The organism is Pseudomonas sp. Sample_24, assembly GCF_004307605.1.
Classification (GTDB): domain Bacteria; phylum Pseudomonadota; class Gammaproteobacteria; order Pseudomonadales; family Pseudomonadaceae; genus Aquipseudomonas.
Genome location: NZ_RCNW01000468.1, coordinates 16,155 through 41,183 on the forward strand (window position 1 = coordinate 16,155; position 25,029 = coordinate 41,183).

Here is a 25,029-nt window from a genome sequence, read left to right on the forward strand (position 1 = left end):
TTGTTCTTGTCAGAGCGTCCGGCCAGGTGCGGCCGGACGTGCGGCGGGCACTGCTAGCCAGGCATCAGAACGCCCTTGGCAATGGTGTTACGCTGAATTTCACTGGTGCCGGTGAGGATGCGCATCATACGGGTCGCGCGGAAAATCCACTCAACCGGATTGCCGCGCAGCAGCCCCGCTCCGCCGTGAATCTGCACCGCGCGGTCGGCGATACGGAAAGCCGTCTCGGACACGAATAGCTTGCACATGGGTGCCTGAGTACGGATATCCCCACCGGCATCATTCACCGCGGCTGTCGCATAGACCATGCTGCGCGCAGCATGCAACTCGGTCGCCATGTCGGCAATCATGTGGTTGATCGACTGGAACATTGCGATCGGCTGGCCGAACTGCTTGCGCGTTCGGGCGTAGTCGATCGACAGGTTCAGCGCCAAGCCTGCCAGGCCCAGCAAAGTCGGGCAATGCAGCAAGCGATTAAGGGTGATCCGCCCCATCGCCAGCTTGAATCCCTGCCCCTCCTCGCCAATGCGGTTGGCCACGGGCACCCGTACTTCGTCCAGGAAGATATCGCCATGGGCGCCACCGCCGGACATCACCGCATAGTCGCTCTCTATGCGCACGCCTGGCGCCTTCAGATCGATGAAGAACGCCGAAATCCCCTGGGCGCCACCGCCTGGTCCGGTAACGGCGAGCAGCACCGCGATATCGGCATAGGGCGCACCCGAGATGAAACGCTTGCTACCGTTGAGCACATATTCTTCACCGTCACGGCGTGCAATCGTCTTGATCGCCGTTGCATCGGAGCCGGCTTCACTCTCGGTCAGCGCGAAGCACACGGCCTTCTCGGCACGGCACACCGGCTGCAGGAAAGACTCGATTTGCCAGGGGCTGGCGACCTTGAACAGATGCCCAATGCGCGGCGGACCGGACAGTTCGCCAAGGATGTGCGGAGCCAGCATGGAACCGCTCAGTACCGTGGCCTCCTTCACTGCACACAGGTCTGAAACGTTCAGCCCGGCGCCGCCGATGGCCTCGGGCAGCATGATGTTGTAAAAACCCTGGTCGCAGGAGCGCTGCCAGACCTCTTGCAGCACATCGCGAGGATGGGGCTTGGCCCAACTCAGGCCTGCGCGCTGTTCAAGGGGCAGAACTTCGTCGCGAATGAAGCCACCGATGGCCTCGATGATTTGGCTGGCTTTTTCACTTGGCTGATACATGGTGATCTCCTCCTCAGATGCGGCGGTCGCAGTTTTGCCAGTAGGCATCGCGAATAAGACGGCGAACCACTTTGCCGTTGGGGTTCTTCGGTAGTTCGCTGACAAAATCCACAGCACGGGGTTTCTTGAACCCGGCCAGGTTTCGCGCGCAGTGTTCGATAACCTCGAGCTCACTGAGTGCGGTGCCCGGCTTGAGTACGATGACGGCTCGCACCGACTCGCCCCACTGCTCGTCCGGCACGCCGACGACCGCCGCCTCGAAGACTTGAGGCAAGTTGTAGAGCACCTGTTCGACTTCCGTCGGATAAATGTTGAAGCCCCCGGAAATGATCATTTCCTTCTTGCGGTCGACGATGAACACATAACCCTGATCATCCACCGTCGCCAGGTCGCCACTGAGGTAGTAACCATCGCGCATGACCTCGGCGGTGAGCTCTGGCGCGCGCCAGTAGCCCTGCATGATGTCCGGTCCCTTGACCACGATCTCGCCGATTTCGCCCGGCTTCACATCCTGGAAGTCCTCGTTGACCACCCGCAGGTCGGTCTCGAAGTAACAGCGCCCGCAGGAGGCGAGGCGTCGATAGTCGCCGTTTTCGCACAGGTGGTCCTGCTCGGTCAGTACCGTGACCAGCGAACAGGTTTCGCCGGCACCATAACCTTGTGCCAGGATCGGCCCGAACACTTCGATGGCGCGCTTGACCAGAGAAGGCGCCATCGGTGCAGCGCCGTACATGACCAGGCTCAGGCTGCTGAGGTCGTAGCGCTCCACGCCCGGGAAATTCACTATTCGGTTGATCATCGCGGGCACCAGGAATAACCGGGTGACGCGTTCACGCTGAATGCTTTCGAGCAGCAGTTGATCGTCGTAGCGTTCCAGCAACAGGTTGCAGGCGCCAACCGCCAGCAACGGCATCAACTGCATACCGCTGGCATGGGTGATCGGCCCGACGTGGGCCATGACATCGCCCGGCGCGGCACGCCGGGTGGGGCTGGCGATGCTCTTGCGGATCAGCGCCTTGCGATTACCGACGCTGAGCATGGCGGCCTTCAGCACACCGGAGCTGCCGGAGGTGTAATGCAACACGGCCAGGGCGTCGTCCGACGGGTCGCAACTGACCGGTTTATTGTCGCCTTGGCTCAGCAGTGCCGAGTAGGCGACATCACCGCCCTCATCTCCCAGCGCCACGATCAGACGCAACGCGGGGACCTGAGCCCGGCGGGCAGTCAAGGCCTGGGCAAATACAGGCGTGGTGATCAGCGCGACGCTGCAAGAGTCGTTGATGATCTGGATGACCTCGTCCAGTGACAGGCGCGCATTGACGGGCACCTTCACCAGGCCGGCCTTATAGAACGCGACTTCGGCTTCGACCAGTTCAACCCGGTTCTCGGCGAGGATGGCGACGTGCTCGCCAAGGGTGATGCCCTGGCCCAGTAATGCCGAGGCAAGCTGGTTTGTACGCTGTTCAAGCTGAGCGAAGGTCACTCGCGTGTTGACATCAATGACGGCCATTCGCTCAGGCCAATACTTGGCACTTCGACTGATTATTTTTCCAAGGTTCACGTTGTTGTTCTCGTCGACAGTTAAGACCGGAACGATCCTAAACAGCGGCGCAACGGCAAACGTAATATCAGTTCTTGATGCCGGGTATAGCGGTTTTAGCTGGCTCTACTTGTCGTCTCAAACGCCCGCGTCAGCCATGCCAAAGTGTTATGGCAACAATCCAAAGACGCTATTTGTGAGCGGATCCGCCGCCTACCTATTATCCCTCGCGACCGACAACGAACCAGCCAACGGCAGTCAATAGCCCGGATGTTCGTTCAGTTGTCCCACCCCCTCACTCTCTAATAAGCACAATAAGAGGTTAAGAGTGAACGCTATCCTTGCCCACCGGTTTCGCTCATCACTGCTACTACTGTCGTGCAGTCTTCTCGTCGCACCCGTTGATGCCATGCAATTTGAACTCGGTGAAATTGAAGGCCAATTCGATTCGGCACTGGCATTAGGTGTCGGCGTCAGCACAGCCAATCCGGACAAGCTGCAGGTGGCGGCCGCCAACGGCAATGACGGGCGGCGTAATTATCGATCCGGGGATGTGTTCTCGACGATATTCAAAGGCACCCATGACCTGGAACTCAAACTCGACAACCTGGGCATATTCGTGCGCGGAACCTACTGGTACGACACGGCGCAGCGCGATCACAACCAACGCTTCAAGAACATCGACGACAACAATCGCAAGACATCGGCAAAGACCGCAGGCTCCCAGCTGCTCGATGCATTCGCCTATTACTTCTACGACATAAACGGTGAGCCAGGCTCGGCACGCTTGGGTAAACAAGTGGTGAACTGGGGCGAGAGCATTTTTATCCAGGGCGGTTTGAACGTCGTGAACCCCTTTAACCAGGCCGCGCTGCGCCGACCAGGTTCGGAGGTCAAGGACGCGCTGGTGCCGGTCAACTTGCTGTACGTGACACAGAACATCAACGAAGCATTGTCCTTTGACGCCTTCTATCAATTGGACTGGGAACAGACGCAACTGGACAACTGCGGCACATTCTTTTCGGGCAATGATTTCATACCCGAAGGTTGCGAGAGCCTTGACGTCGGCGGTCGGCAGGTCAATCTCTCAGCGGCAAATCGAGGCCTCGGGCCATTCGGCGTGGTCATGAACGAGGAAGGTGTACGCATCCCTCGAGCGGGTGATCAGGATGCTCGCGACAGCGGCCAATGGGGCTTGTCGATTCGCTGGTACGTCACGCCGCTGGATGCCGAGTTCGGTGTTTACGCCGCCAACTATCACAGCCGATCGCCTTATCTGGGAACGGTCAGCAGCCCCTATTACAGCAATACCGGTTTCGCTCCCCAGCTGTGCAGCAACCTTGGGGTGTCATCGGCCGGCTGCGGCGCCTTTCTGGCTTCCAGTTCAGGCCAGTCCCTGGCAGGCGCGTTGCGCATGGGCACTTCCCAGTATCTCGCACAATACCCTGAGGATATCCGCCTGTACGGCGCGACATTTTCCACCACCCTGCGCACCGGCACGGCGCTTCAGGGCGAGCTGAGCTATCGCCCGAATATGCCCGTGCAACTCAATGGCACTGATGTGCTGCAGTCGCTGCTTAACGCCAACGGTCGCAGCCCTTTGTCCGAACCCGGGCAGCGACCAACCACCGACTCGACATTGTTCAATGGCTATCGGCGCAAGGAAGTCACCCAGGCGCAGGTCTCGGCGATGCACTCTTTCGGCCAGGTCATGGGCGCCAATCAAGTGCTGCTGGTCGGTGAGATCGGCGCCACCTATGTCGGCGGCCTTGAGGGGAATAACGGACCACGCTATGGCCGCTCCGGGGCCTATAACAATGGCGAGCTGATAGACAACAACGTCTGCCTGTCGATCTCGAACAGCCCTGAATATTGCAACGATGAAGGCTTCGTCACACCGTTTTCCTGGGGGTATCGGATGCGGGCGACCTGGAGTTATTCGGGCGTGATGCAGGGGCTGGACCTGCGACCCAACCTGTCCTGGTCGCATGACGTAAAGGGTTACTCGCCAGGTGACGGCTCGGCCTTCAACGAAGGTTCGCGCTCCGTCAGCCTCGGCCTGGACGCTACGTTCATGAGCAAGTATTCGATGAGCCTGTCTTACACCGATTACATCGATGGCACCTACGGTACGCGTGGCGATCGCGACTTCGTTTCGATCGGTGTCGGTGCCACCTTCTAAGCATAAAGGATAACCACAATGCCCAAATGTCCCACCCGGCCCGCATCTGCCAAGTCCACAGCCAATCTCGTACTGGGGGTAGCGCTTCTTCTCAGCAGTGCAACCTGTCCGGCCCTCGCGGCAAATGGCCCGACCGATAACGGCGTCATGCAAGGTTTTCCACCTGCACTGGAGTTTCGTGTGAACAAAGTCAACGCCTTCCAACCGCCCTTCCTGCGCTGGTCAATGCGTCACGCCCGTGAAGTGTCCGCGACGCGCAACATCGGTCGTGCTGCCCACCCCCTGTCGTTGCTCGACGCTGCAACGCGCGATCTCGACCAGGTCACTTTCAAGGCCGGCGAAGAGGACCTGACACTCGCCCGTTACCTGCAAGATACCTCGACCGATGGGCTGATCGTGCTACAGCGCGGCAACGTAATCTTTGAGCGTTACCTTGAAGGATTCGAACCCGGCCAGCCACACATCTGGGCATCGATGACCAAATCGGTCACCGGCCTTTTAGCGGCACAGTTCATCGCCGAAGGCACGCTCGACCCCCTGGCGAAACTGGCCAGTTATGTCCCTGAATTGAGCGGTACGCCATTCGGCGAGGCCACGGTACAGGCCAACCTTGATATGCAGGTAGCCGTGGCATACCCCGAAGCGGTGCCACCTGACCTCGGCCTGTTCGCCGCGACCGGGTTGATCCCGCGTAACGCAACGATGCCCGGCGATATCTATGCCTTTCTGAAAATCGCGCAAATGGCCCCTGGCGAAGGTAGATTTTTTTACCAGAACGGTTCGCCCGAGGCGATGGCCTGGGCCCTGCGGCGTATATCCGGATTGAATTGGGCGCAACTGGTCGAGCAACGCATCTGGTCGCGCTTCGCCGAGGAAGATGCCTATGTCCAGATCGACGAACTGGGCACCGAGATGGCCAGCGGCGGGATCAGCAGTAACCTTCGCGATACTGCGCGCTTCGCCGAACTGGTACGCCGAGAGCTGGCCCGAACGCCGAGCAGCGACAGTTTCAACCAGGCCGTGCGCAGTACTTTCCAGCCGGGTGACCCAACGATTTTCGCTCAAGGCAACCTCGCCCCAGGCCGGCCTGGCTACGCCTACCGCAACTATTGGTTTCAGCGAAATGATGGTGAAGGATCGGTGGAGGCCAGTGGACGTTTTGGACAAAAAATCTACATCAACCCGAAGCGCGAGGTCGTCATCGTAAAATTGTCCTCCACCGCCGACCAAGCCAGGCGTGCCACCAGTGCCGATGGCGAAGCAAAGGTTGCTGCCCGGGTGATCGATTCACCGGTTACGTTCAACAACATGGTCAATGCGGTATTGGCGCAGTTGAGGGACTGAAATCCGGGTATGGATGATGGGTTGGGGAGTTGCTTTTTCGGCAGGTAGCCATTGCCCGGTTGCGGGTTTAGTGATAACCAGGGCAAATGAATCCGTCACCTTTCTTCTTCCTCACCGGCGAACAAGGCGGCACCCTACGCGCCGCCATCGCCCCGCAGGGCCAATTCGGTAAGGTGACGCGCGCCATTCACAAAATCCACAGCTGTTACCACGAGCATCTGGATGTAGAAGCCCTGGCCCAGGAAGCGCAGATCAAAAAAATAGATCCGTCCCCTTTATTGTTCAGATCAAAAAAATAGATCCGTCCCCTTTATTGTTAATCAGAACCAACTCGCCCTCGAAGCCGCGATCATGGAACTAACGCTTTGGGTTGAGCAGCATGGCTCAGCGGAGGTCGCCGGTAACGTGCGCGGTGCTTTGGACACAATGAAGAGTTCATCAACATGACGCTTGCGGTGCTCATGACGCGCGAATGACACCGATCGCCCGTGAGGGCAAATAGCAGGAGTTTCGCCCCCCTACCCCTGACCTCGTAGCATCGCAATATCCCTCTTAGGGGGTACACCAAACAGACGGCTGTATTCCCGGCTGAACTGAGAGGGGCTTTCATATCCGACCTTGAAGGCCGCACCGGATACATCCTGGTGCTCATTGAGCATCAATCGCCTTGCCTCATTCAGTCGCAGCCACTTTTGGTACTGCAAGGGGCTCATTGCGGTGAGTTGGCGGAAGTGGTGGTGAAAGGTCGGCGCACTCATCTGCACACGGGCCGCAAGTTCATCGACGCGAAGCACCGAGGTGTAATTTAACTTCAGCCAATCGATGGCTTTCGCGATCCGATAACCTTGGCCATCGACCGAAGTTATTTGTCGAAGCCGGCTCGCCTGATCACTCTGCAAGAGACGGTAGTGAATCTCGCGTTGGATCAAGGGGGCGAGAACAGGGATGGACTCCGGCTCTTCGAGCAGTGCCAATAAGCGCTCGAATGAGGCCAGTATCGCAGGGGACACTGAACCAATTCCTACCCCCTTCGCAACGGATCGATCACGGGTTGGTGGCAGGTCACTTTGCGCTATCAACTCAGCCAGCATGCGCAGATCGAGTTTCAACGTCAGCCCTAAGCACGGTTGTTCCGGACTTGCCGTCAGCACTTCTGAATTGGCAGGCAAGTCCAATGAGGTAATCAGAAACCGCGATGTGTCATAAAGGTAGCCCTCGCCACCTACCCACAGCTGTTTCTCGCCCCGGGCGATGAGGATGATGCTTGGCTCAACCATGCAGACGATGGGCGGTGCTGGATGTTCGCGCCTGAAGAAGCCGAGACCTGTAATGGCCGTTCCGTAATCCCCTGGTTTCGAGATCTGCGCGGCGATGAACTGCGCAAGCCTTTCTTGTGGCGATGTCTGTTGAGGAGCGCGGTCGTATTTGATCGTCATGTTCGTCTTGTACCTCTTCACTGAACTCTAACTCGCCAGCACCTGTCCGTCCTGCCAAAAAACAGAGACTCATAGAATCAGGCAAGTAATCAAGCGGAATGCACTACAGAGAGCATTGGTAGACCGGGAAAATGTCCATCCGACAAATCCTTTGAGGTCTCTCCCATGCTTGTACAAGCCTATGGCGCTCACGCTGGCGACAAACCCCTTGAGCCGTTGCAGATCAACCGCCGCGAACCGGCAGCCCATGATGTTCAGATCGATATCGCCTTCTGTGGCATCTGCCATTCGGATTTGCACCAAGTGCGCGCTGAGTGGGCAGGCACGCAATTTCCTTGTGTACCTGGGCACGAAATTGTCGGTCGCGTATCGGCGGTGGGTGCACATGTAGCGGATTTCAAAGTCGGCGACCTGGTTGGTGTCGGCTGCGTTGTCGACAGCTGTAAGCACTGTGATGACTGTGACACCGGCCTGGAAAACTATTGCGATGAGATGGTTGGCACCTACAACTTCCCGACACCGGATGCACCTGGCTGGACGTTGGGCGGCTACTCGCAAAATATCGTGGTGCATGAGCGCTTCGTGTTGCGCATTCGACATCCCGAGGCTCAACTAGCTGCCGTCGCCCCTCTGCTGTGCGCGGGCATCACCACCTACTCTCCTCTGCGTCACTGGAACGCCGGCCCGGGAAAAAAAATTGGTGTGGTCGGAATCGGTGGCCTGGGCCACATGGGTATCAAACTGGCTCATGCGATGGGCGCCCACGTCGTGGCGTTCACCACCTCTGAATCCAAGCGCGAAGCAGCAAAGGAGTTAGGCGCCGATGAGATCGTTGTATCGCGCAACCCTGAAGAAATGGCTGCACATACCAAGAGTTTCGACTTCATTCTCAACACCGTCGCAGCCCCAAACGATCTTGATGCTTTTTTGGTTCTGCTCAAGCGCGATGGTGCGCTGACGCTAGTCGGCGCGCCGGCCTCGCCGCATCCGTCACCCAACGTGTTCAACCTGATCATGAAGCGCCGAACCATTGCCGGCTCGATGATTGGAGGTATACCTGAAACACAGGAGATGCTGGATTTCTGCGCCGAGCACAACATCGTAGCCGACATCGAACTGGTTCGAGCAGACCAGATAAATGAATCCTACGAGCGAATGCTCAAAGGTGACGTCAAGTATCGCTTCGTGATCGACAACTCCACATTGGTTGGTTGAACGCTCTGATCCTAGAACGCAAACGGACACAATCCAAAAGGAAGAAATATCGGATGAACAGATTCTTTCTCGCCCTGTGGCTGCTAATCGCCTCTTTCTCATCAATGGGAGCTGATATGTCTAACGGTGCTGACAACTTCTACAAGAGCGATAAGGTGACCGCTGAAAAGGTGACCTTCAAGAACCAATACAAGATGAACGTGGTTGGTAACCTCTACATACCCAAGGGAATTGACCCCAAGGCCAAGAGCCCCGCGATCATCGTTGGACACCCAATGGGCGCCGTCAAAGAGCAAAGTTCTAGCCTCTACGCTCAAAAACTCGCCGAACAAGGTTTTGTAACTCTTGCGATTGATCTGTCTTTCTGGGGTGAAAGCGAAGGCCTGCCACGCCAGGCAGTATCACCCGACATCTATGCTGAGGACTTCAGCGCTGCCGTGGACTTCCTGGGCACGCGGTCTTTCGTTAATCGTGAGCGCATCGGCATCATTGGCATCTGTGGCAGTGGTGCCTTTGTAATCAGTGCAGCCAAAATTGACCCTCGCCTAAAAGCAATTGCCACGGTCAGCATGTATAACCATGGTGACCTATACCGCAAAGGGCTTGATAATTCGACGACTCCGGAGCAGAAGCGCCAAGCATTGGCAGAGGCAGCAGAACAGCGTTATGTGGAGTTCACTGGCGGCCCGACTAGATACACTTCAGGAGCTCCGCTGAAACTGACCGGAAACGCCATCGGCGATGAGTTTGTGGATTTCTATCGCACACCTCGCGGCGAAGTAACCCCTGCCGGTGCAACGCCGCAGACTTCCACCATGCCGACGCTGACCACCAATGCGAAGTTCTACAATTTCTACCCGTTCGAAGACATCGAGACCATTTCGCCACGTCCGCTTCTGTTTATCACCGGCTCCGAGGCTCACTCCCGTGAATACAGTGAAGATGCCTACAAGCGTGCAGCGGAGCCTAAAGAACTGTTCATCATCCCTGGCGCCAATCACGTCGATCTCTACGACCGGGTCAACCTCATTCCATTCGCCAAGTTGACCACCTTCTTCAAAAGCAACCTGAAGTAGCCTGATCGGTGCCCTGGCCGGGCATCGCCTCTCTCGTAGCCTCGTCTTCGGGGCAACGACGCTTCGCGCAATACAGGATTCAAACAATGACTGATCACTCCCTCCCAGTGCCCCATAAATCATGGGGCGCCGTATTCGCCATGTCTCTTGCCGCCTTCGTGCTAGTGGCATCGGAGTTCATGCCCGTCAGCCTGCTTACACCGATTGCCTTAGATCTGCACATCACCGAGGGGCAAGCCGGCCAAGGAATCTCCGTATCGGGACTGTTTGCCTTGTTCACCAGTCTTCTGATCGCGTCGGTGGCTGCGCGGGTCGACCGCAAACCGCTGCTCATTTCGCTGACACTGCTTATGATCCTTTCTGGGACAGTTGTCGCGTTCGCCCCGAACTACTGGGTGTTCATGATCGGGCGCGCGCTGATCGGTGTTGCGATAGGTGGCTTCTGGTCATTGTCGGCGGCAACCGCCATGCGCTTGGTGCCTGATGACCAGATCACTCGTGCCATGGCAATCGTCAACGGCGGCAACGCTTTGGCGACTGTGATAGCAGCACCATTGGGCAGTTTTCTCGGCGCCTTGATTGGCTGGCGCGGTGCATTTTTGTGCGTCATCCCAGTCGCGATAGTCGCCTGTGTCTGGCTGTTGTTAAGCCTTCCGGCAATGAAATCGCACAGCGATTCAGGCGCTGGCAACGTCTTCAGGTTGATGAAAAACGTACCGGTCGCGTTAGGTATGGTGGCGGTCAGTGTGTTTTTCATGGGCCAGTTCATGCTGTTTACCTATTTGCGCCCATTCCTTGAAACGGTCACTCATGTCAGTGTCTCCATGCTGTCGCTGATGTTGCTCGTGCTGGGTCTGGCGGGCCTTGCCGGAACCTTCCTGATTGAAGCGTTCTTGAAAAATAACCTGCATCGAACCCTCATCGTCATCCCGATCTTGATGGCGATGATTGCACTGGCGCTTGTTTCATTGGGTAGCTCGGCGACCACCACGACCGTCTTGCTTGGCGCATGGGGACTGGTTGCGACTGCAGCGCCCGTGGGATGGTGGACATGGCTGGCGAGAACGCTGCCAGACTCAGCTGAAGCGGGAGGCGGATTAATGGTGGCGATCATCCAACTGGCAATCGCCTCTGGGGCAACCGTTGGCGGGCTGGTCTTTGACTTTAGCGGCTATCGAGCGACCTTCGAGTTGAGCGCAGCCTTGCTGGGCGTGGCAGCCGTTCTTGCCTTCCTGGCTGCACGCGCAGCAACGCGGGAGTCTTCTGCATTGGCGAACATTGCTTGAAAACAACCACAAGACACGCCAACGCATGTCTTGTGGTTTCGGTTGAGCATACGCTCGGAGGTTGGACGTGACTGTCAGCGTGCGCTGTCGATGATTTGATCTTCATCCGGAGTAAGGCTGTAACCCGTACATCAGCCTTGCATAATCGAGCTCCACGCAGCCTTCGCAAGAAAATCGCGGTACGCTTTCGGACTTTTTTTGACCCTCCCGGAAAGCCAGGCACGTGAATAGCTTTCCGTCGATCCGATGATGAGAGACGGTATAAGCTCTGTGGGAAGGTGACTGAACTGCTCTTTTCGGCCCTCGATACTCATCCAGTCCAGCAGTTGCTTGTTGCGTTGTTTATTGCGTTCGAGCAATTCGTCTTTGAAAGGCCCGCTTGAAACCGCATAGCGACTTTGGAACATAAAGCGAGCCCAATCCGGTTGCTCATCCACCCATTCAACGTAGCTATAAATCAGTGCCGCGACACCAGTTTGAGCCGTCTGCGCGTCTTTTAAAAAGCTATCCCGGAGCGCTGCTTGATCTTCTAAAGCAGCGAAAAAAAGAGCTGCCACTAGACCTTCTTTATTGCCGAAGTGATGGTAGATAGCCCCCACGCTCGTTTCGCATTGAGCCCGAATTGTCTCAATGTTTGTGGCCTCGATTCCTACCTCGTTAAAGCAAGCAAGCGCTTGACGCATGATGGTGCGTTTGAGCTCACTGCGCCTTCCGGGATAGATACGCTCGATTAGATCAATGGAATGCATAAGAGAAACGCCAAATAAACTTAGTTTATAGGTTGGACGCCCCGCAGAGAAAGCGCAGCTTGACAGACCTCAGAAATACAGAATATTGTTCCGTTACAGAATTTTATTCTGCAACCTGACCAATGAGGTATCTCATGAGCCAAGCTCTAAGCATGTTCAATAGCGTAGGCCCTGCCGCGTTCAGCAATATGGCCTGCCAGATGGCGCCTTACTTCAGCACGATCGCCCCTGAAATTTCTGAGCTAAGCCCAGGCCATGCAGTCGTCAGCGTGCCGTTTCGCAAGGAAATCACCAACCATCTGGCGTCTGTGCACGCGATTGCCCTGTGCAACGCAGCCGAGCTAGCGGGCGGAATGATGACTGACGCTTCGATTCCTTCAGGCGCCAAATGGATTCCGAAAGGAATGACTGTTGAATATCTGGCAAAAGCAAAATCTAGCATTCGCGCGGTTGCTGATGGCAGTGGTATTGATTGGGAAACCGCCGGCGACAAGTTCGTCCCGGTTGATATCTTCGACGAGGGCGGCGTGAAGGTTTTCACTGCCACAATCACGATGAATGTAAAAATCGTCTAAGCTGTAGCTGCCGTTCGCGATGGGCAGCTATGGTCAAATGCACTAGCAGTAAATCCGAACACCTGCTGCCCTTCCCTCACATTTCTACCTGAGTCCCCAATTCAATCACTCTGTTCAGTGGCAATTTGAAATACTTCAAATTGCTGTTGGCGTTCTTCAACAGAAACGCGAACAGGCTCTCTCTCCAGCGCGCCATACCAATGCGCTTGGTGGGGATCACCGTCTCCCGGCTGAGGAAATAGGTCGTGCGCATCGGGCTGAAATCCAGCTCATTCAAGTGACAGAGACTTAAGGCCAAGGGTACATCAGGCTCTTCCATAAAACCGAAGTGGAGACTGACACGGAAGAACCCTTCGCCATAGGCTTCTACCTCAACGCGTCGATCAGCGGGTACCCGAGGGCTGTCTTCGGACACTACGGTGAGCAACACCACCTGCTCGTGCAGCACTTGGTTATGCAGCAGGTTGTGCAAGAGTGCATGGGGAACCGCATCGGCCCTGGCCGTCAGAAAAACCGCGGTGCCTTGCACCCGATGCGGAGGCTGTGAACGGATGCTGCTGATAAACAACGGCAGAGGTAGCGCGGTCTCGTCCAGACGCTCGACGATGATCTTTCGCCCCCGCTTCCAAGTGGTCATCAAGATGAACAGGCCGATACCGGCAATGACCGGGAACGCGCCCCCCTGGAATATTTTCGGCGCATTGGCCGCGAAGTACAGGCTATCGACCAGCAGAAAGCCGAGCAGCATCGGGATGGCCAGCCAACGTGGCGTTTTCCAGAGGAGCAGCACGACAGCCGAAGACAGAATGGTGGTGATCAACATGGTGCCCGTCACAGCGACCCCATAGGCAGCTGCCAATGCACTGGACGACTCGAAACCGATCACCAGCAGCACCACACCAACCATCAACGCCCAGTTAACCGTACCGATGTAGATCTGCCCCTGCTCCTGGCTTGAGGTGTGCTGGATAAACATCCGAGGGACGTAGCCTAGCTGGATGGCCTGGCGCGTCAGGGAGAAAGCACCGGAGATCACGGCTTGAGAAGCGATAATGGTCGCCAGTGTGGAAAGCGCCACCATCGGCAGGAGTGCCCAGCTCGGCGCGAGCAGATAGAACGGATTGCGTACAGCTTCCGGACTCTCAAGGATCAGGGCACCCTGGCCAAAATAATTGAGCACCAGCCCTGGCAACACCAGAAGGAACCAGGCACGGGAAATCGGCTTGCGGCCAAAGTGACCCATGTCGGCATACAGTGCCTCTGCACCGGTCAAAGCCAGCACCACGGCACCCAAAATCGCAACGCCGATGCCTGGGTGAACCATGAAAAACTGCACGCCCCAAGCAGGATTGAGGGCTTGTAGCACTTCCGGGCGTTGCAAAATCCCGTAGATTCCAAGTGCACCCAACACCACAAACCACAGCACCATCACTGGGCCAAAGAGGATGCCGATACGCGCCGTTCCATGCTTCTGGATCAGGAACAGTGCCACCAGCACGATCACCGACAAGGGCACCACCCAGTGCTCTATTCCGTCAAACGCCAGCTGAAGCCCCTCAACCGCAGAAAGCACCGAAATTGCCGGGGTAATCATGCTATCCCCGTAAAACAGTGCTGCCCCGAACAGACCGAGCAGAACCAGCACCTTACTCATGCGCGGAATCGGCGCTGCCGCACGGCGAGCCAAGGCGGTCAACGCCATAATGCCGCCTTCGCCCTGGTTGTTTGCTCGCAGAATGAATAACACGTATTTGATCGAGACGACCCAGATCAGCGACCAAAAGATCAACGACAGAATGCCTAGCACGCCGTCGTGATTGACCTGAACACCATAGTGACCGGAAAACACTTCCTTAAGCGTATAAAGGGGGCTGGTGCCGATGTCTCCGTAAACGACGCCGACAGCAGCGACGAGCATGCCCACGCCTGACGTTTTGGTTGAAGAGTTTTCGTGTGCAAGGGTCGCTGTTTCACTCAAGGCGGCATCTCTCAGTTAACAGGGAATAACTGCACGCCATCCTTGGGCAATAGACTTTTCCACGGCCCTTGAAAAAGCCAGGCTCATGGACGTTATAAAAAACGCCGCCAGTATCGTTGCGGGCAGAAATGCTGACCGTAAAGAAAGCGTAAAAAAGTTGCAGCACCACAGCAGGAATCTGGCTTTATGCGCTCCCGGTTCGCGGAACGAAACCATCGCGTAGGGTTCATTTTCTCAATGGCAGATGTCACGCCGCGTCGAGGAAATCCATGCAGTGGCTAGGCCGGTTAATTTCTTCAGTTGATCGCGGTACGCTGATTGCCCTTGCCCCACAGACCAGATGTCCACTCAAACTAAATGAGGAAGTACGGGGATGCGAATTATCGGGTTCATGGCGGTTGTGGCGCTCTTCGGTGCGACCTGCGTGGTTGCCCAAGGTGTTCACCAGGAACCCCGGCAAACCAAGGCGGACATCACGACCGACTACGCTGACGGGTTTTCCGGTGGCCCCGATTATTGGGACGTCGCAAACCTCTCAAGCGGCGAAACTCTCAACGTGCGCAGCGAGCCCGGTGTCGGCAAGCAGATCGTCGGCGCGCTAGTGATCGGCGACCGGGTACGCAACCTGGGCTGCAAACCGGTGGGTTCCAGTCGTTGGTGCCAAATCGAGGCTGGCCTCAAGCAGAAGTTTACCGGTTGGGTAAACGGCAGGTATCTGCGCGAAGCCGCCGGCCCACCATAAGGTGTCACTTCCAGCAGCGCTGCCACGGGCTCGCTGCCTTGCGCGACAACGCTCGGTCAGTCGAGCAGCGTTTTGCTCTTCGTCATAGTCAGGCTCAACAGGACCGAAACCAATATGATGCCGCCGACGGTCGCCAGCGACCATTGGATCGGCACGTGCCACCACGGCGCGACCAGCATCTTGCCGCCGATGAACACCAGTACGATGGCCAGGCCATATTTGAGCAAGTGGAAGCGGTAGGCCAGGTCGGCAAGCAGAAAATACAGTGCGCGCAGGCCCATGATGGCGAAGATATTGGAGGTGAATATGATGAAGGGGTCGGTGGTGACAGCGAAGATAGCCGGGATGCTATCGACCGCGAAGACCAGGTCGCTGGCCTCGATCAGTACCAGCACCAGGAACATCGGCGTCGCCCAGCGCAGGCCGTTCTGGCGTACGAAGAAGCGCTCGCCATGAAAGCCATCGGTGATGCGAAGATGGCTACGCAGCCAGCGCAGCAAGGGGTTCTTTTCGAGGTCTGGCTGCTGGTTGGCGAAGATCAGCATCTTGATGCCGGTGATGATGAGGAAAGCACCAAAGACATAGAGTAGCCAGGCAAACTCCCGCACCAGCCAGACACCGGCGAAAATCATACCGGCGCGCATGATGATGGCGCCGAGCACGCCATAGAGCAGGACGCGGCGTTGCAGCTCTGGCGGCACGGCGAAGTAGCCGAAGATCATCACGAAAACGAACATGTTGTCGATCGACAGCGACTGCTCGATCAGGTAGCCCGTCAGGAATTCGAGCGTTGTACGCTGGGCGATTTCGGCGCCGAACATGCTGCGCAGATACCACCAGAGCAGGACGGCGAAGACCAGCGCCAGACTGATCCAGGCGATAACCCAGGCCAGCGCTTCGCGCACCGAAACACGATGCGCCTTGCGCCCGCCGAAGACGAACAGATCGAGGGCCAGCATGGCAAGGACGAATACGATGAAGGCGGCCCACATCCAGGGTTGGCCGACGCTGATGGCGGTCATTGACTGTCTCCGCATGAAGCAGCAATAGGCTGGAGGAGTCATGCTAACGAGCCTGTTACATCAGCAAAAATCGTTTATTCATTGCCAATAGTTCGTTTTTTACGAAGTGTTGATTCAGGTGCTGAACTGCCGGCAATCGCATTGGCTGTGCTCCATGGTCAAGGCGGGTGGCATGGCCCGCGGTTCCAGCAGCCCCGTTTACTGCGCGGTCGTGATGAAAAGGTCTGCTATATCCTTCACCAGCCCTGGCAACTGGCAAGCCGCTGATGCAGGCGTATATTGATAGTGTCGATCCAGGTAGTGAGGCGATAAAAGATCGCCAATGGTGGGACAAGCGAAAGTGCTGGGGGCGCTAGCCAACAACCCAGAACGTTTGGAGGTGTCACATGAGGCAGTATCAACGACTCTTTCTGATCGCAGGTCCGACCATGCGTCACTCGCCGGCGATGGAGCGGGCAATCGCACTGGCCGACGCCACAGGCGCAGCGCTGCACATCGCGGTGTTCATCGAAGACTTCGACCTTATGCGGTTAATGAGCAACAGTGAACAACTTCGCGAGAGTTGCCGGCAGGAAAACCTGCAGTGGTTGGAGGATGAAGCCGGACTCATGCGCAGGAAGGGCATCAATGTGACCACCGAAGTTGCATTGACCCGTGACCCGCTGCAACAGATCCTTGAGCATGTGGCTGAAATGCAGCCGGACCTGACTATCAAGGACGTACATCATGAATCGGCGCTCAAACGCGTATTCGTCACGCCTTTGGATTGGCAGTTGTTGCGCGAATGTCCCACGCCCATACATCTGGTCAGCGAAGTCAGGTGTCCGCTTCCTCGGGTAATTGTGGCAGCGGTTGACCCATCGCATCCAGAGGGTCAGATCAGCGGAATCAACGACAGTGTCATTCAGGCGGCGAACGAATTGGCGACGCAGTGTGATGCTGAATTGCACCTGCTGTATGCCTATGAACTGACACACACACATTTCTCTGATGCAGGCGCTGGCGCCGTGACGATGCCAGGCTTCAGCAACGACGTGCGCCGGTCACTCGAAAAATGCTTCATTGCCTTGGCGGCGCGCCACGGCGTGCCACCTGAGCGACAACACTTCATTGCAGGACCGCCAACCAAAGCAATGGCCGACTTTGCCACTCATACTCGAGCGGATGTCTTCGTGATGGGAAATACCCATCACAAAGGCGTGGACAAGCTGGTTGGCAGTACCACGGAGCATGTTCTGTATCAGGTGCCTTGCAGCGTTTTGGCCATCAAGGGAGAAACGGATGCCTGAAGAAAAAACCGCCACTATCGCAGCCGGCTGTTGGTGTCGATGTGGTTTTGACCCAAGCTGCTGACTTCAGCTGACCCTTAGGCGGTCTCCAGCAAGACACGCAGATCGAGCCTTCAGCGGCCGCTGCTGAGTCGGGAGATGGGCCAGCGATAGCGCGGCGTGCGGACAATTCGCGCCTCTGGTTTACGCCCTGGCGCTGCATCGCTGTGAGCGTCGATAACCAGGAACCTGCGTCGCTTCGGCAGACTCGGCCGGTCGTTTGGCGACGTACGGCAACTCACCTTTTAGCGTCCACTGCCGATAAGTTGGTGTGCAAATGAGTTGTTCTCACCGACTGCCGGGAATTTATGCCTAACGATCTCCCCACTATTTCTTGTTCCCCAACCAATCGTTCAAGCGTGGCCCTGACCCGCGCTTCGCTGTTCAAGTTTGTTGGTCTTTTGGCAGGCGTGTTTTTGCTCGCGTGCGGCTCGCTTGTTTATCTTGCGCAAAAACTGGATGGAGCGGAGGAAGTCAAGAGTGCGTTCTACACCAGGAAGGCCGTGCAATCGTTGGAAAATTCGCTGCGCTCTACCGTCAAGGATTACGCATTCTGGGGCGATGCTTACAAGCACTTGCACACTGAAGTAGACACCGACTGGGCGTACGTACGACAAAATATCGGCACCACTCTTTACACGGACTTCGGATTTCGCGGCTTGTTTGTCGTCAATGATCTCAATCGCACCGTTTATTCCGTGGTCGACGGGGAGAAGGTGTCAGTTGAAGCAGAACAATGGCTCGAGCAGTCCATCGACGCAATTCTCGACAAGGCCCGCGAGGGAGCCGAATCCGAAACGCCTACCACTACGTTCGTCAATATCGGAGGGATACCCGCCCTGATCGCTGCAGCAGCGATTACCCCGGGAACCGATCCGACGGTTAAAACTGATGACAGATCGGCGTCGGTGCTGATTTTCGTGGATCCGTTGGACAGCGCCAAACTTGCAGCGATGGGTCGGGACTTCGGAGTGGAAGGCCTGCACTTGGCCACTGCCGATGATATTCACTCGCAATCTGTGTACCCCTTGGGTGAAACCGGTGCCGCAGGCAGTCTGCACTGGAGCCCGCACAGGCCAGGTCTGCAATTGCTCGCGCTCGGGCTGCCCCTTGTGGGGATCGCTGCGCTGTTGGTGTGCCTGATGACGTGGGTTATCTTGCGTCGAACCACCGCCGCTGCGCAGGCACTTGATGCCAGCTATTTATCGCTGCAATGCAGTCAGGCCGACCTCGCCACCAGTGAGGCGCGCTTTCGCGATGTCGTTGAGGCCAGCTCGGACTGGGTCTGGGAAATGGACGGTGGCTGGCACTTCACTTATCTGTCAGAGCGGTTTGAAGAGGTCACAGGCCTTTCCCGGGAGGCATGGACTGGTGCGGCAATGGATGATCTGTTGCGCACTGAGCTAGGCACGGCCTCTCAGTGGCTCAGTATTCCGAATCGTCGGCCGGACATCAGTGTGCAGTGTCGTTACCTGGATACAAACGGCCAGGAACGAATCACCCGTCTATCAGCGCGAGCAATGGCGGGAGGAGGATTCCGGGGAACGGCAACCGACGTTACGGAGGAAGTCAAAGCTCGCCGTCGAATCGAATTCCTCTCACAGCATGACGCCCTGACCGGCCTGCCCAACAGGACCCGTCTCCAAGAGTTTCTGGATGGCAAACTCAAAGCTGTGCCGACGGTGGAACAACCCTTGGTCATGCTCAGCCTGGACCTTGATCGATTCAAACCGGTCAATGACCTGCTAGGACATGCAGCAGGCGATCTGGTGCTCAATCAGGTCTCGAGCCGCTTGGCAGAATGCGTTCGCCACGGAGACCTTGTCGCCCGAATTGGTGGGGACGAGTTTGTTCTGATACTCACCGATGTCGGGTCCCAGGAGGAAGTCGAGACCCTTTGTCGCCGTCTGATCGAGTCCGTCGAGCAACCGATAGAGGTCAGTGAACAAGAAGTGTTTGTCAGCGCCAGTATTGGCATCGCCATGGCACCCAACGACGCATGCGAGGCGAGCGAGTTGCTACGTTATGCCGATATCGCGTTATACGAAGCAAAGGCCGGGGGACGTAACACCTGGCGTTTTTATGCGGGAGACATGAACGCCAGAATTATTGAGCGGCGTCGTCTGGAAAGTGATCTGCGCTTCGCGATCAGGAATGGAGAACTTCGACTGCATTTCCAGCCGCGCTATCGGATCTCGGACGGAGAGATGGTCGGCGCCGAAGCGCTGGTACGGTGGCAACACCCTGAGCGCGGTTTGATAGCGCCGGATACTTTTATTCTCATTGCTGAAGAGTCCGGGCTGATTCTTTCCTTGAGCGACTGGGTCATCGACACGGCCTGCCGTTGCGCCGCAGGGTGGCCGGAACATTTGTTTGTATCGGTCAACCTTTCACCTAGCGAATTCAAGCGAGGCAACTTGGTGGAACGCGTGCAGAAAGCGCTGCACGACTCCGCAATCGACCCTACCCGGGTGGAGTTGGAGATCACTGAAAACGTCATGCTCGAAGATGCCACCGGCGCACTGGAACTCATGCGTACATTGAAGCGCCTGGGCGTGCGAATAGCCATGGACGACTTCGGCACGGGTTATTCATCACTGAGTTATTTGCGCACATTCCCCTTCGACGGCCTGAAGATAGACCGCAGTTTTCTGAGCAAACTGGTAGAAACAGATGATCAGTCCATCATCCAGGCGATCGTGGGATTGGGCCGCGCCTTATCGCTCACCGTGACGGCAGAAGGGATAGAAACCGCCGAGCACTTGAAGTTGCTCAAAGCGGTATCGTGCGATGAAGGCCAGGGCTTTTTTCTGAGTCGGCCTCTTGAAGCCGACGACTTCAACGTGTTGGTGAAGGCCAGAAAAAGTACAGGCTCCCCGAGCAGGGTTTGAAGCGCGGCCCTGCGTCGGCGAGCTCGCTCCTTCAGGGTTCGTCGTGCTCAGGGCTTGCTCATTTTTCTGCCTTGCGTGGATCATCATGGCTATCGATGTATTCAAGCCCCAGCGGCCCCGTGCCGTAAACCTGCGAGATGTACTCTCCTGACTTCGCCCAATGAAAGTGCGGCGTATTGGCCGGCAATATCACGACGCTTCCGGGGCCATAAGCAACCAGTTTGTCCGGATCAAAAACAGTGCCAAAGCCGATATAGAACACCCCTGACATGACGGTATAGATACGATCTTCAGGATGGGTATGGGGCATCAACCGGGTGCCATTCGGCACTTTGACTCGCACCACGTAAGGTGCCGGCTTACTGGGGTCGCCAGCCACGACAGCGAGTTTCACTTCTTTCGGGAATGCGGGAAAACTGCGCCATTCCACCTCTTCATTGTGTAACGCAGCCACTTTATCGAGTGGCAATGGTTGTGCCTGAATAAAAGGCGCGCCTGCGCTTGCGACAAAAAGTGCCGCCAGAGAAGCCGTTTTGAGAATGCTCTGAATCATGAGAGACACCTTGGCGATGCAGTGGACATATCGACGGGCTGACTCTATTCGTGATTGGCATTGCTGATAATGGCGCGGCCGCGCAATACAGATGATCCACGATGTAATCAATGTGCCGACGAAACCGCGTTTGCCAGGGCGCGCCTCATCATCATGCTCAGCGTAGTCACGCCGTACGCCCTATCAATACTGTCGATGTTCACCATCACGGCAATGAAGTTCTCTTAAAAAATCCGCGGCGTAACATTGGCTCCATACCAACCAAATACACCCCCGGAGCACACGATCATGAAACGCCAAACCATCCTCAGCATCGCTTTCTCGGTTTTCGCAATCAACGCTTTTGCCGCGACTTCTGTTCAACCCGTCGTCGCTGAAGGCGGCTCGGATCGTCTGATCGAAAGCCGTGTGGCTGAAGGTGGCGCTGATCGCCTGCTGGAAAAACGCAATGCTGTAGCGGCTGATGGTTCGGATCGTTTGAAAGGTAATGAAGTCGCCGCTGACGGTTCCGACCGCCTGCAAGGCAACACCGTCGCCGCCGATGGTTCCGACCGCCTGAAAGGCAACGAAGTCGCTGCCGATGGCTCCGACCGCCTGAAAGGCAATGAAGTCGCTGCCGATGGTTCCGACCGCCTGAAAGGCAACGAAGTCGCTGCCGATGGCTCCGACCGCCTGAAAGGCAATGAAGTCGCTGCCGATGGTTCCGACCGCCTGCAAGGCAACACCGTTGCCTGAAAGTTGAATCGCTTCCCCGCAACACCTCGAAAAGCCCGGCCTGATCAGCCGGGCTTTTTCGTGCGTGCTTCCACAAGGATTGACACGGCAGCGTAGTCATCAACGACCGATCAAAGCACTCGACAACAACGTCTCCAGCCCCATCGGCTTGGCGAAGTAATACCCCTGGGCCTGCCCCGCGCCTATTTCGCGCAGCAGATCCAACGTGGCTTGATCCTCGACGCCTTCGGCCACCACGCTCAGGCCCAGCGATTCGGCCATGCGCACGATGGCCCGAACGATTGCACGACTGCGCGGGCTGGTGGTCAGCTCAAGGATGAACGACTTGTCGATTTTCAAGCCGCTGAATTGGTACTGATGCACGTAGCTCAGGGATGAAAAACCTGCACCGAAGTCATCGAGCACCACCGACATGCCGTTGTCGGCCAATTGCTGCATGGTCTGTTGGGCAATCGCCGGCTCAGCCACCAACGCCCCCTCGGTCAACTCCAGGCAGATCCGTGAAGGTGAGACCCCGTGCAGCGCCAACAGGGCAAGTACATCATTGGCGAAATCCGGGCGCGTCATGCTGTAGCTGGAGCAATTGACGTGCACCGCAGGCCAGTTGGCATGCTCGGGCCGGGCAAGGATCGCGGCGATGCTGGCCAGCATGTACAGGTCCAGTCGGCCGATCAGGCGCAACCCTTCTACATCCGGCAAGAACTCGCCCGGTGCGATCACCCGGCCGCCCGGCTGATGCCAGCGGATCAGCGCCTCAAGGGCCAGCAGTTCGCCGCTTTCGACGCTGACAATCGGCTGGAAATACGGGAGCAATTCGTCGGTACGCTTGAGGGCGTTGCGCAAGGCCCCTTCCCGCTCCATCTGGTCCGACACTTCGCGGCGCACTTCCTGGTTGAACACCGCGTAGCTGTCACGCCCGGCACTCTTGACCCGGTACATCGCCGCATCGGCATCGCGCAGCAAGTCGGCTGGCTCGTTGTGGTACTGCTTGTCGGCGCTGACAATTCCGATACTGCAGGACGAAAAAACTTCATGGCCATTGATGAAAAACGGCAAGTCAAACGCCAGCAGAATCCGCTCGGCGATTTCAATCACCGCGTCCAGCGACGCCTCGGGCGCGAGCACCGAAAACTCATCGCCGCCCAGACGCGCCAGCATGTCGGTTTCGCGCAGGCAGCCGCGCAGACGGTGAGCGGCTTGCATCAACAGCAAGTCGCCAAAATGATGGCCGAGACTGTCGTTGACCATCTTGAAGCGGTCGAGATCGATGAACATCACCGCCAGGTGTCCGCCTTCGCTGCCGAACCGCGACCAGGCCAGATTGAGGCGCTGTTGCAGGTAGGTGCGATTCGGAAGCCCGGTCAGCGCATCGTGGGAGTTTTCGTGTTGCAGTTTGGCATTGGCATGATCGAGCTCGCGGGTGCGGTTCTGCACCCGGGCTTCGAGTTTGAGGTTGGCGGCATGGATCGCTTCGGCGGCGGTGCGGCGCGACAACGCCGTGTCGATGTGTCGCGACACGAACGTCAGCAGTTCCTGGTCGCGCAGCGTGTAGCACACTTGCGAGGTATAGCTTTGCACCGCCAGCACGCCGCGCACGACGTCGCCATCGAACAATGGAATGCCCAGCCAGGAATAGGACCGGACGGACTCCCGGGCCAATTCGATTTCACCGTTTTCGGCCAGTCGTTCAGCCTCGCCGACGTCAATCAGGCAAGGCCGACGTTGGCGAATCACATACTCGGTGAGGCCCCGGCGACCTCGCCGTGCCGCCGGGCAAATGGTCTGCCGTTCATCCACATAATAGGGAAAGGTCACTTCGCTGGTGGCGTCGTCGAACAGCGCAATATAGAAATTCTGCGCGAACAGCAGGTCACCGACGATGCCATGCAGGGTTTGGAACAACTCAGCCATGTCGCCTGGCTGGCTCGACAGTTCGGCGATCTGGAACAATGCGCTCTGTAGATGCTCGGCGCGCTCGCGTTCCGCCACTTCCTGGCGCAAGGCGTCGTTGAGCGCCGAAAGCTCCAGGGTACGGCGCATCACCGTCTGCTCCAGGTCCTCGCGGTGCAGAATCCGGTCCAGTGCCATCGCCACGTGTCGCGCCACCACCAGAAACAGCGCGCGATCTTCAGCGCTGTAGATGCGGGAGACATCGTAGACCTGCATCGCCAGCATGCCGAACACGTCATCCGAGGCGTTTTTCAACGGTGCGCCCATCCAGAACTCGGGACGATCACCCACACAGTAGAAACGCTTTTCGGACTGAGCCGCGAGGATCCCGGCGGCGTCGATCAGCAATGGCTGGCCAGAGGTCAACACTTGGCCGGTCAACGACAGGCGCGCGGGATCAAGGTATTCGTAGTGCGAAGACTCCACGGCATCAACATCGATGATGTCGACGTAATACGGATAATCGATCTTGCCACTGTGCGGGTCATACAACGCGAGATAGAAGTTCTCGGCGTCGATCAGACTGGCCAGCAGTTTGTGCACCCCCACCAGAAACACGGAACGGTCGCGGGTTGAACTGGCCAGGTAGGTGATTTCATACAACACACGCTGAGTAATCTGCGCACGGGCAAGGGTGTTGGTCTGTAGCTGAACGCCCAGACGCAGGGCAAACTCGGCGAGTGCCGGATCCGCGGCCTCGGTTTGCGGCGCAAGTAGCCAGCCCAACACACTTTCGCCTCTACCGGTCGGCCAGCAATGCAACTGCCGGGCCTGGCAAAAGGCTTCAAACGCTTGATGCTCGATGTTTGAGGGCCACTGCTGCTGCGGGTTGCCTTGGCCGACCCAATGCAGCTGTTCACCGGCGCGGTAAAACACCCATGCGGTGGTGTGGCTCCAGTTACACGCCGGGCCGAGCAACTGCTCAAGCGAGTCGTCACGGCCAATGCCGGCCATACCGACCCGATCCGGATTGTCGTTTGATTGAGGTGAAGCTGTTTCGCAATCGAACGATTGCCGTGGGGAGTCGGTCAATCCGGCAAAACTCATCAGCGCTCCCTGAGCCAAAAACTGGCGATACTGACCAACTGCTAGCAAAGTGCCAGTTATCTTCCCATTTAAAGCTTACAGTGTTTTTTTTCAACAACTTTATTGGTTTGAATGACGACCGTGAGACGGGCAGCCAGTTATTCGCGATTTGTTGAACAGAACA

At 57.1% G+C, this 25,029-nt stretch carries 18 protein-coding genes and 2 pseudogenes; 12 read left to right on the plus strand and 8 right to left on the minus strand.

Going from position 1 to position 25,029, the window contains the following annotated elements:
• Window positions 1-53 precede the first annotated feature (53 nt).
• Window positions 54-1,217, minus strand: coding sequence for an acyl-CoA dehydrogenase family protein (locus D8V06_RS26810; protein ID WP_130905058.1), 1,164 nt, complete (start codon window positions 1,215-1,217; stop codon window positions 54-56).
• A 13-nt stretch (window positions 1,218-1,230) separates the two neighbouring features.
• Complete coding sequence (locus tag D8V06_RS26815) at window positions 1,231-2,778, minus strand: AMP-binding protein (RefSeq protein ID WP_130932144.1); 1,548 nt, start codon at window positions 2,776-2,778, stop codon at window positions 1,231-1,233.
• A 343-nt stretch (window positions 2,779-3,121) separates the two neighbouring features.
• Here D8V06_RS26815 and D8V06_RS26820 point away from each other — a divergent pair, with 343 nt between their 5' ends.
• From D8V06_RS26820 to D8V06_RS30955, 4 genes and pseudogenes are all read left to right on the plus strand, one after another.
• Window positions 3,122-4,939, plus strand: coding sequence for a DUF1302 domain-containing protein (locus D8V06_RS26820; protein WP_347237905.1), 1,818 nt, complete (start codon window positions 3,122-3,124; stop codon window positions 4,937-4,939).
• Window positions 4,940-5,119: 180 nt separating this feature from the next.
• The gene (locus tag D8V06_RS26825; RefSeq protein ID WP_241667869.1) at window positions 5,120-6,283 is read left to right on the plus strand and encodes a serine hydrolase; all 1,164 of its coding nucleotides are present in this window, start codon (window positions 5,120-5,122) and stop codon (window positions 6,281-6,283) included.
• 110 nt (window positions 6,284-6,393) lie between these two features.
• Window positions 6,394-6,537 (plus strand): annotated as a pseudogene (locus tag D8V06_RS26830) (AraC family transcriptional regulator); the annotation flags it as partial.
• A 10-nt stretch (window positions 6,538-6,547) separates the two neighbouring features.
• A pseudogene (locus D8V06_RS30955) lies at window positions 6,548-6,759 on the plus strand (hypothetical protein).
• 42 nt (window positions 6,760-6,801) lie between these two features.
• On the opposite strand, the gene D8V06_RS26840 reads toward D8V06_RS30955, so the two are convergent.
• Window positions 6,802-7,719 carry an AraC family transcriptional regulator gene (locus tag D8V06_RS26840; protein WP_130932147.1) on the minus strand — a complete coding sequence of 306 codons (918 nt, stop codon included), beginning with the start codon at window positions 7,717-7,719 and terminating at the stop codon, window positions 6,802-6,804.
• Window positions 7,720-7,884: 165 nt separating this feature from the next.
• Between D8V06_RS26840 and D8V06_RS26845 the strand changes: the two genes are divergently transcribed.
• From D8V06_RS26845 to D8V06_RS26855, 3 genes are all read left to right on the plus strand, one after another.
• Window positions 7,885-8,934 carry an NAD(P)-dependent alcohol dehydrogenase gene (locus D8V06_RS26845; RefSeq protein WP_130905063.1) on the plus strand — a complete coding sequence of 350 codons (1,050 nt, stop codon included), beginning with the start codon at window positions 7,885-7,887 and terminating at the stop codon, window positions 8,932-8,934.
• Window positions 8,935-8,987: 53 nt separating this feature from the next.
• A complete protein-coding gene (locus D8V06_RS26850) occupies window positions 8,988-10,010 on the plus strand; it encodes an alpha/beta hydrolase (protein WP_130932148.1) in 1,023 nt (340 codons plus the stop codon).
• Window positions 10,011-10,096: 86 nt separating this feature from the next.
• Window positions 10,097-11,296, plus strand: a complete 1,200-nt coding sequence (locus tag D8V06_RS26855; protein ID WP_130905065.1) for an MFS transporter — start codon at window positions 10,097-10,099, stop codon at window positions 11,294-11,296.
• 131 nt (window positions 11,297-11,427) lie between these two features.
• Here D8V06_RS26855 and D8V06_RS26860 read toward each other — a convergent pair whose 3' ends face one another.
• A complete protein-coding gene (locus D8V06_RS26860; protein WP_130905066.1) occupies window positions 11,428-12,045 on the minus strand; it encodes a TetR/AcrR family transcriptional regulator in 618 nt (205 codons plus the stop codon).
• A 134-nt stretch (window positions 12,046-12,179) separates the two neighbouring features.
• Between D8V06_RS26860 and D8V06_RS26865 the strand changes: the two genes are divergently transcribed.
• Complete coding sequence (locus tag D8V06_RS26865) at window positions 12,180-12,620, plus strand: hotdog fold domain-containing protein (protein ID WP_130905067.1); 441 nt, start codon at window positions 12,180-12,182, stop codon at window positions 12,618-12,620.
• 76 nt (window positions 12,621-12,696) lie between these two features.
• Here the strand turns inward: D8V06_RS26865 and D8V06_RS26870 are convergent, their stop codons facing one another.
• Window positions 12,697-14,598, minus strand: a complete 1,902-nt coding sequence (locus D8V06_RS26870) for a potassium transporter Kup (RefSeq protein ID WP_130932149.1) — start codon at window positions 14,596-14,598, stop codon at window positions 12,697-12,699.
• A 373-nt stretch (window positions 14,599-14,971) separates the two neighbouring features.
• On the opposite strand from D8V06_RS26870, the gene D8V06_RS26875 reads away from it, so the two are divergent.
• Complete coding sequence (locus D8V06_RS26875) at window positions 14,972-15,340, plus strand: SH3 domain-containing protein (protein WP_130905069.1); 369 nt, start codon at window positions 14,972-14,974, stop codon at window positions 15,338-15,340.
• A 56-nt stretch (window positions 15,341-15,396) separates the two neighbouring features.
• Here the strand turns inward: D8V06_RS26875 and D8V06_RS26880 are convergent, their stop codons facing one another.
• Window positions 15,397-16,362: a TerC family protein gene (locus tag D8V06_RS26880; RefSeq protein WP_056856799.1), complete on the minus strand. Its 966-nt coding sequence runs from the start codon at window positions 16,360-16,362 to the stop codon at window positions 15,397-15,399.
• Between the two features lie 386 nt (window positions 16,363-16,748).
• Here D8V06_RS26880 and D8V06_RS26885 point away from each other — a divergent pair, with 386 nt between their 5' ends.
• Window positions 16,749-17,651, plus strand: a complete 903-nt coding sequence (locus D8V06_RS26885; protein WP_056856800.1) for a universal stress protein — start codon at window positions 16,749-16,751, stop codon at window positions 17,649-17,651.
• A 347-nt stretch (window positions 17,652-17,998) separates the two neighbouring features.
• Window positions 17,999-20,581, plus strand: coding sequence for an EAL domain-containing protein (locus tag D8V06_RS26890; protein WP_130932150.1), 2,583 nt, complete (start codon window positions 17,999-18,001; stop codon window positions 20,579-20,581).
• Between the two features lie 58 nt (window positions 20,582-20,639).
• Here the strand turns inward: D8V06_RS26890 and D8V06_RS26895 are convergent, their stop codons facing one another.
• Window positions 20,640-21,134 (minus strand): cupin domain-containing protein, encoded by a 495-nt coding sequence (locus tag D8V06_RS26895; protein ID WP_056856802.1) that lies wholly within the window; start codon window positions 21,132-21,134, stop codon window positions 20,640-20,642.
• A 288-nt stretch (window positions 21,135-21,422) separates the two neighbouring features.
• On the opposite strand from D8V06_RS26895, the gene D8V06_RS26900 reads away from it, so the two are divergent.
• Window positions 21,423-21,869: a hypothetical protein gene (locus D8V06_RS26900; protein WP_130932151.1), complete on the plus strand. Its 447-nt coding sequence runs from the start codon at window positions 21,423-21,425 to the stop codon at window positions 21,867-21,869.
• A 99-nt stretch (window positions 21,870-21,968) separates the two neighbouring features.
• Here D8V06_RS26900 and D8V06_RS26905 read toward each other — a convergent pair whose 3' ends face one another.
• Window positions 21,969-24,866, minus strand: a complete 2,898-nt coding sequence (locus D8V06_RS26905) for an EAL domain-containing protein (protein ID WP_130905072.1) — start codon at window positions 24,864-24,866, stop codon at window positions 21,969-21,971.
• Window positions 24,867-25,029: the final 163 nt, after the last annotated feature.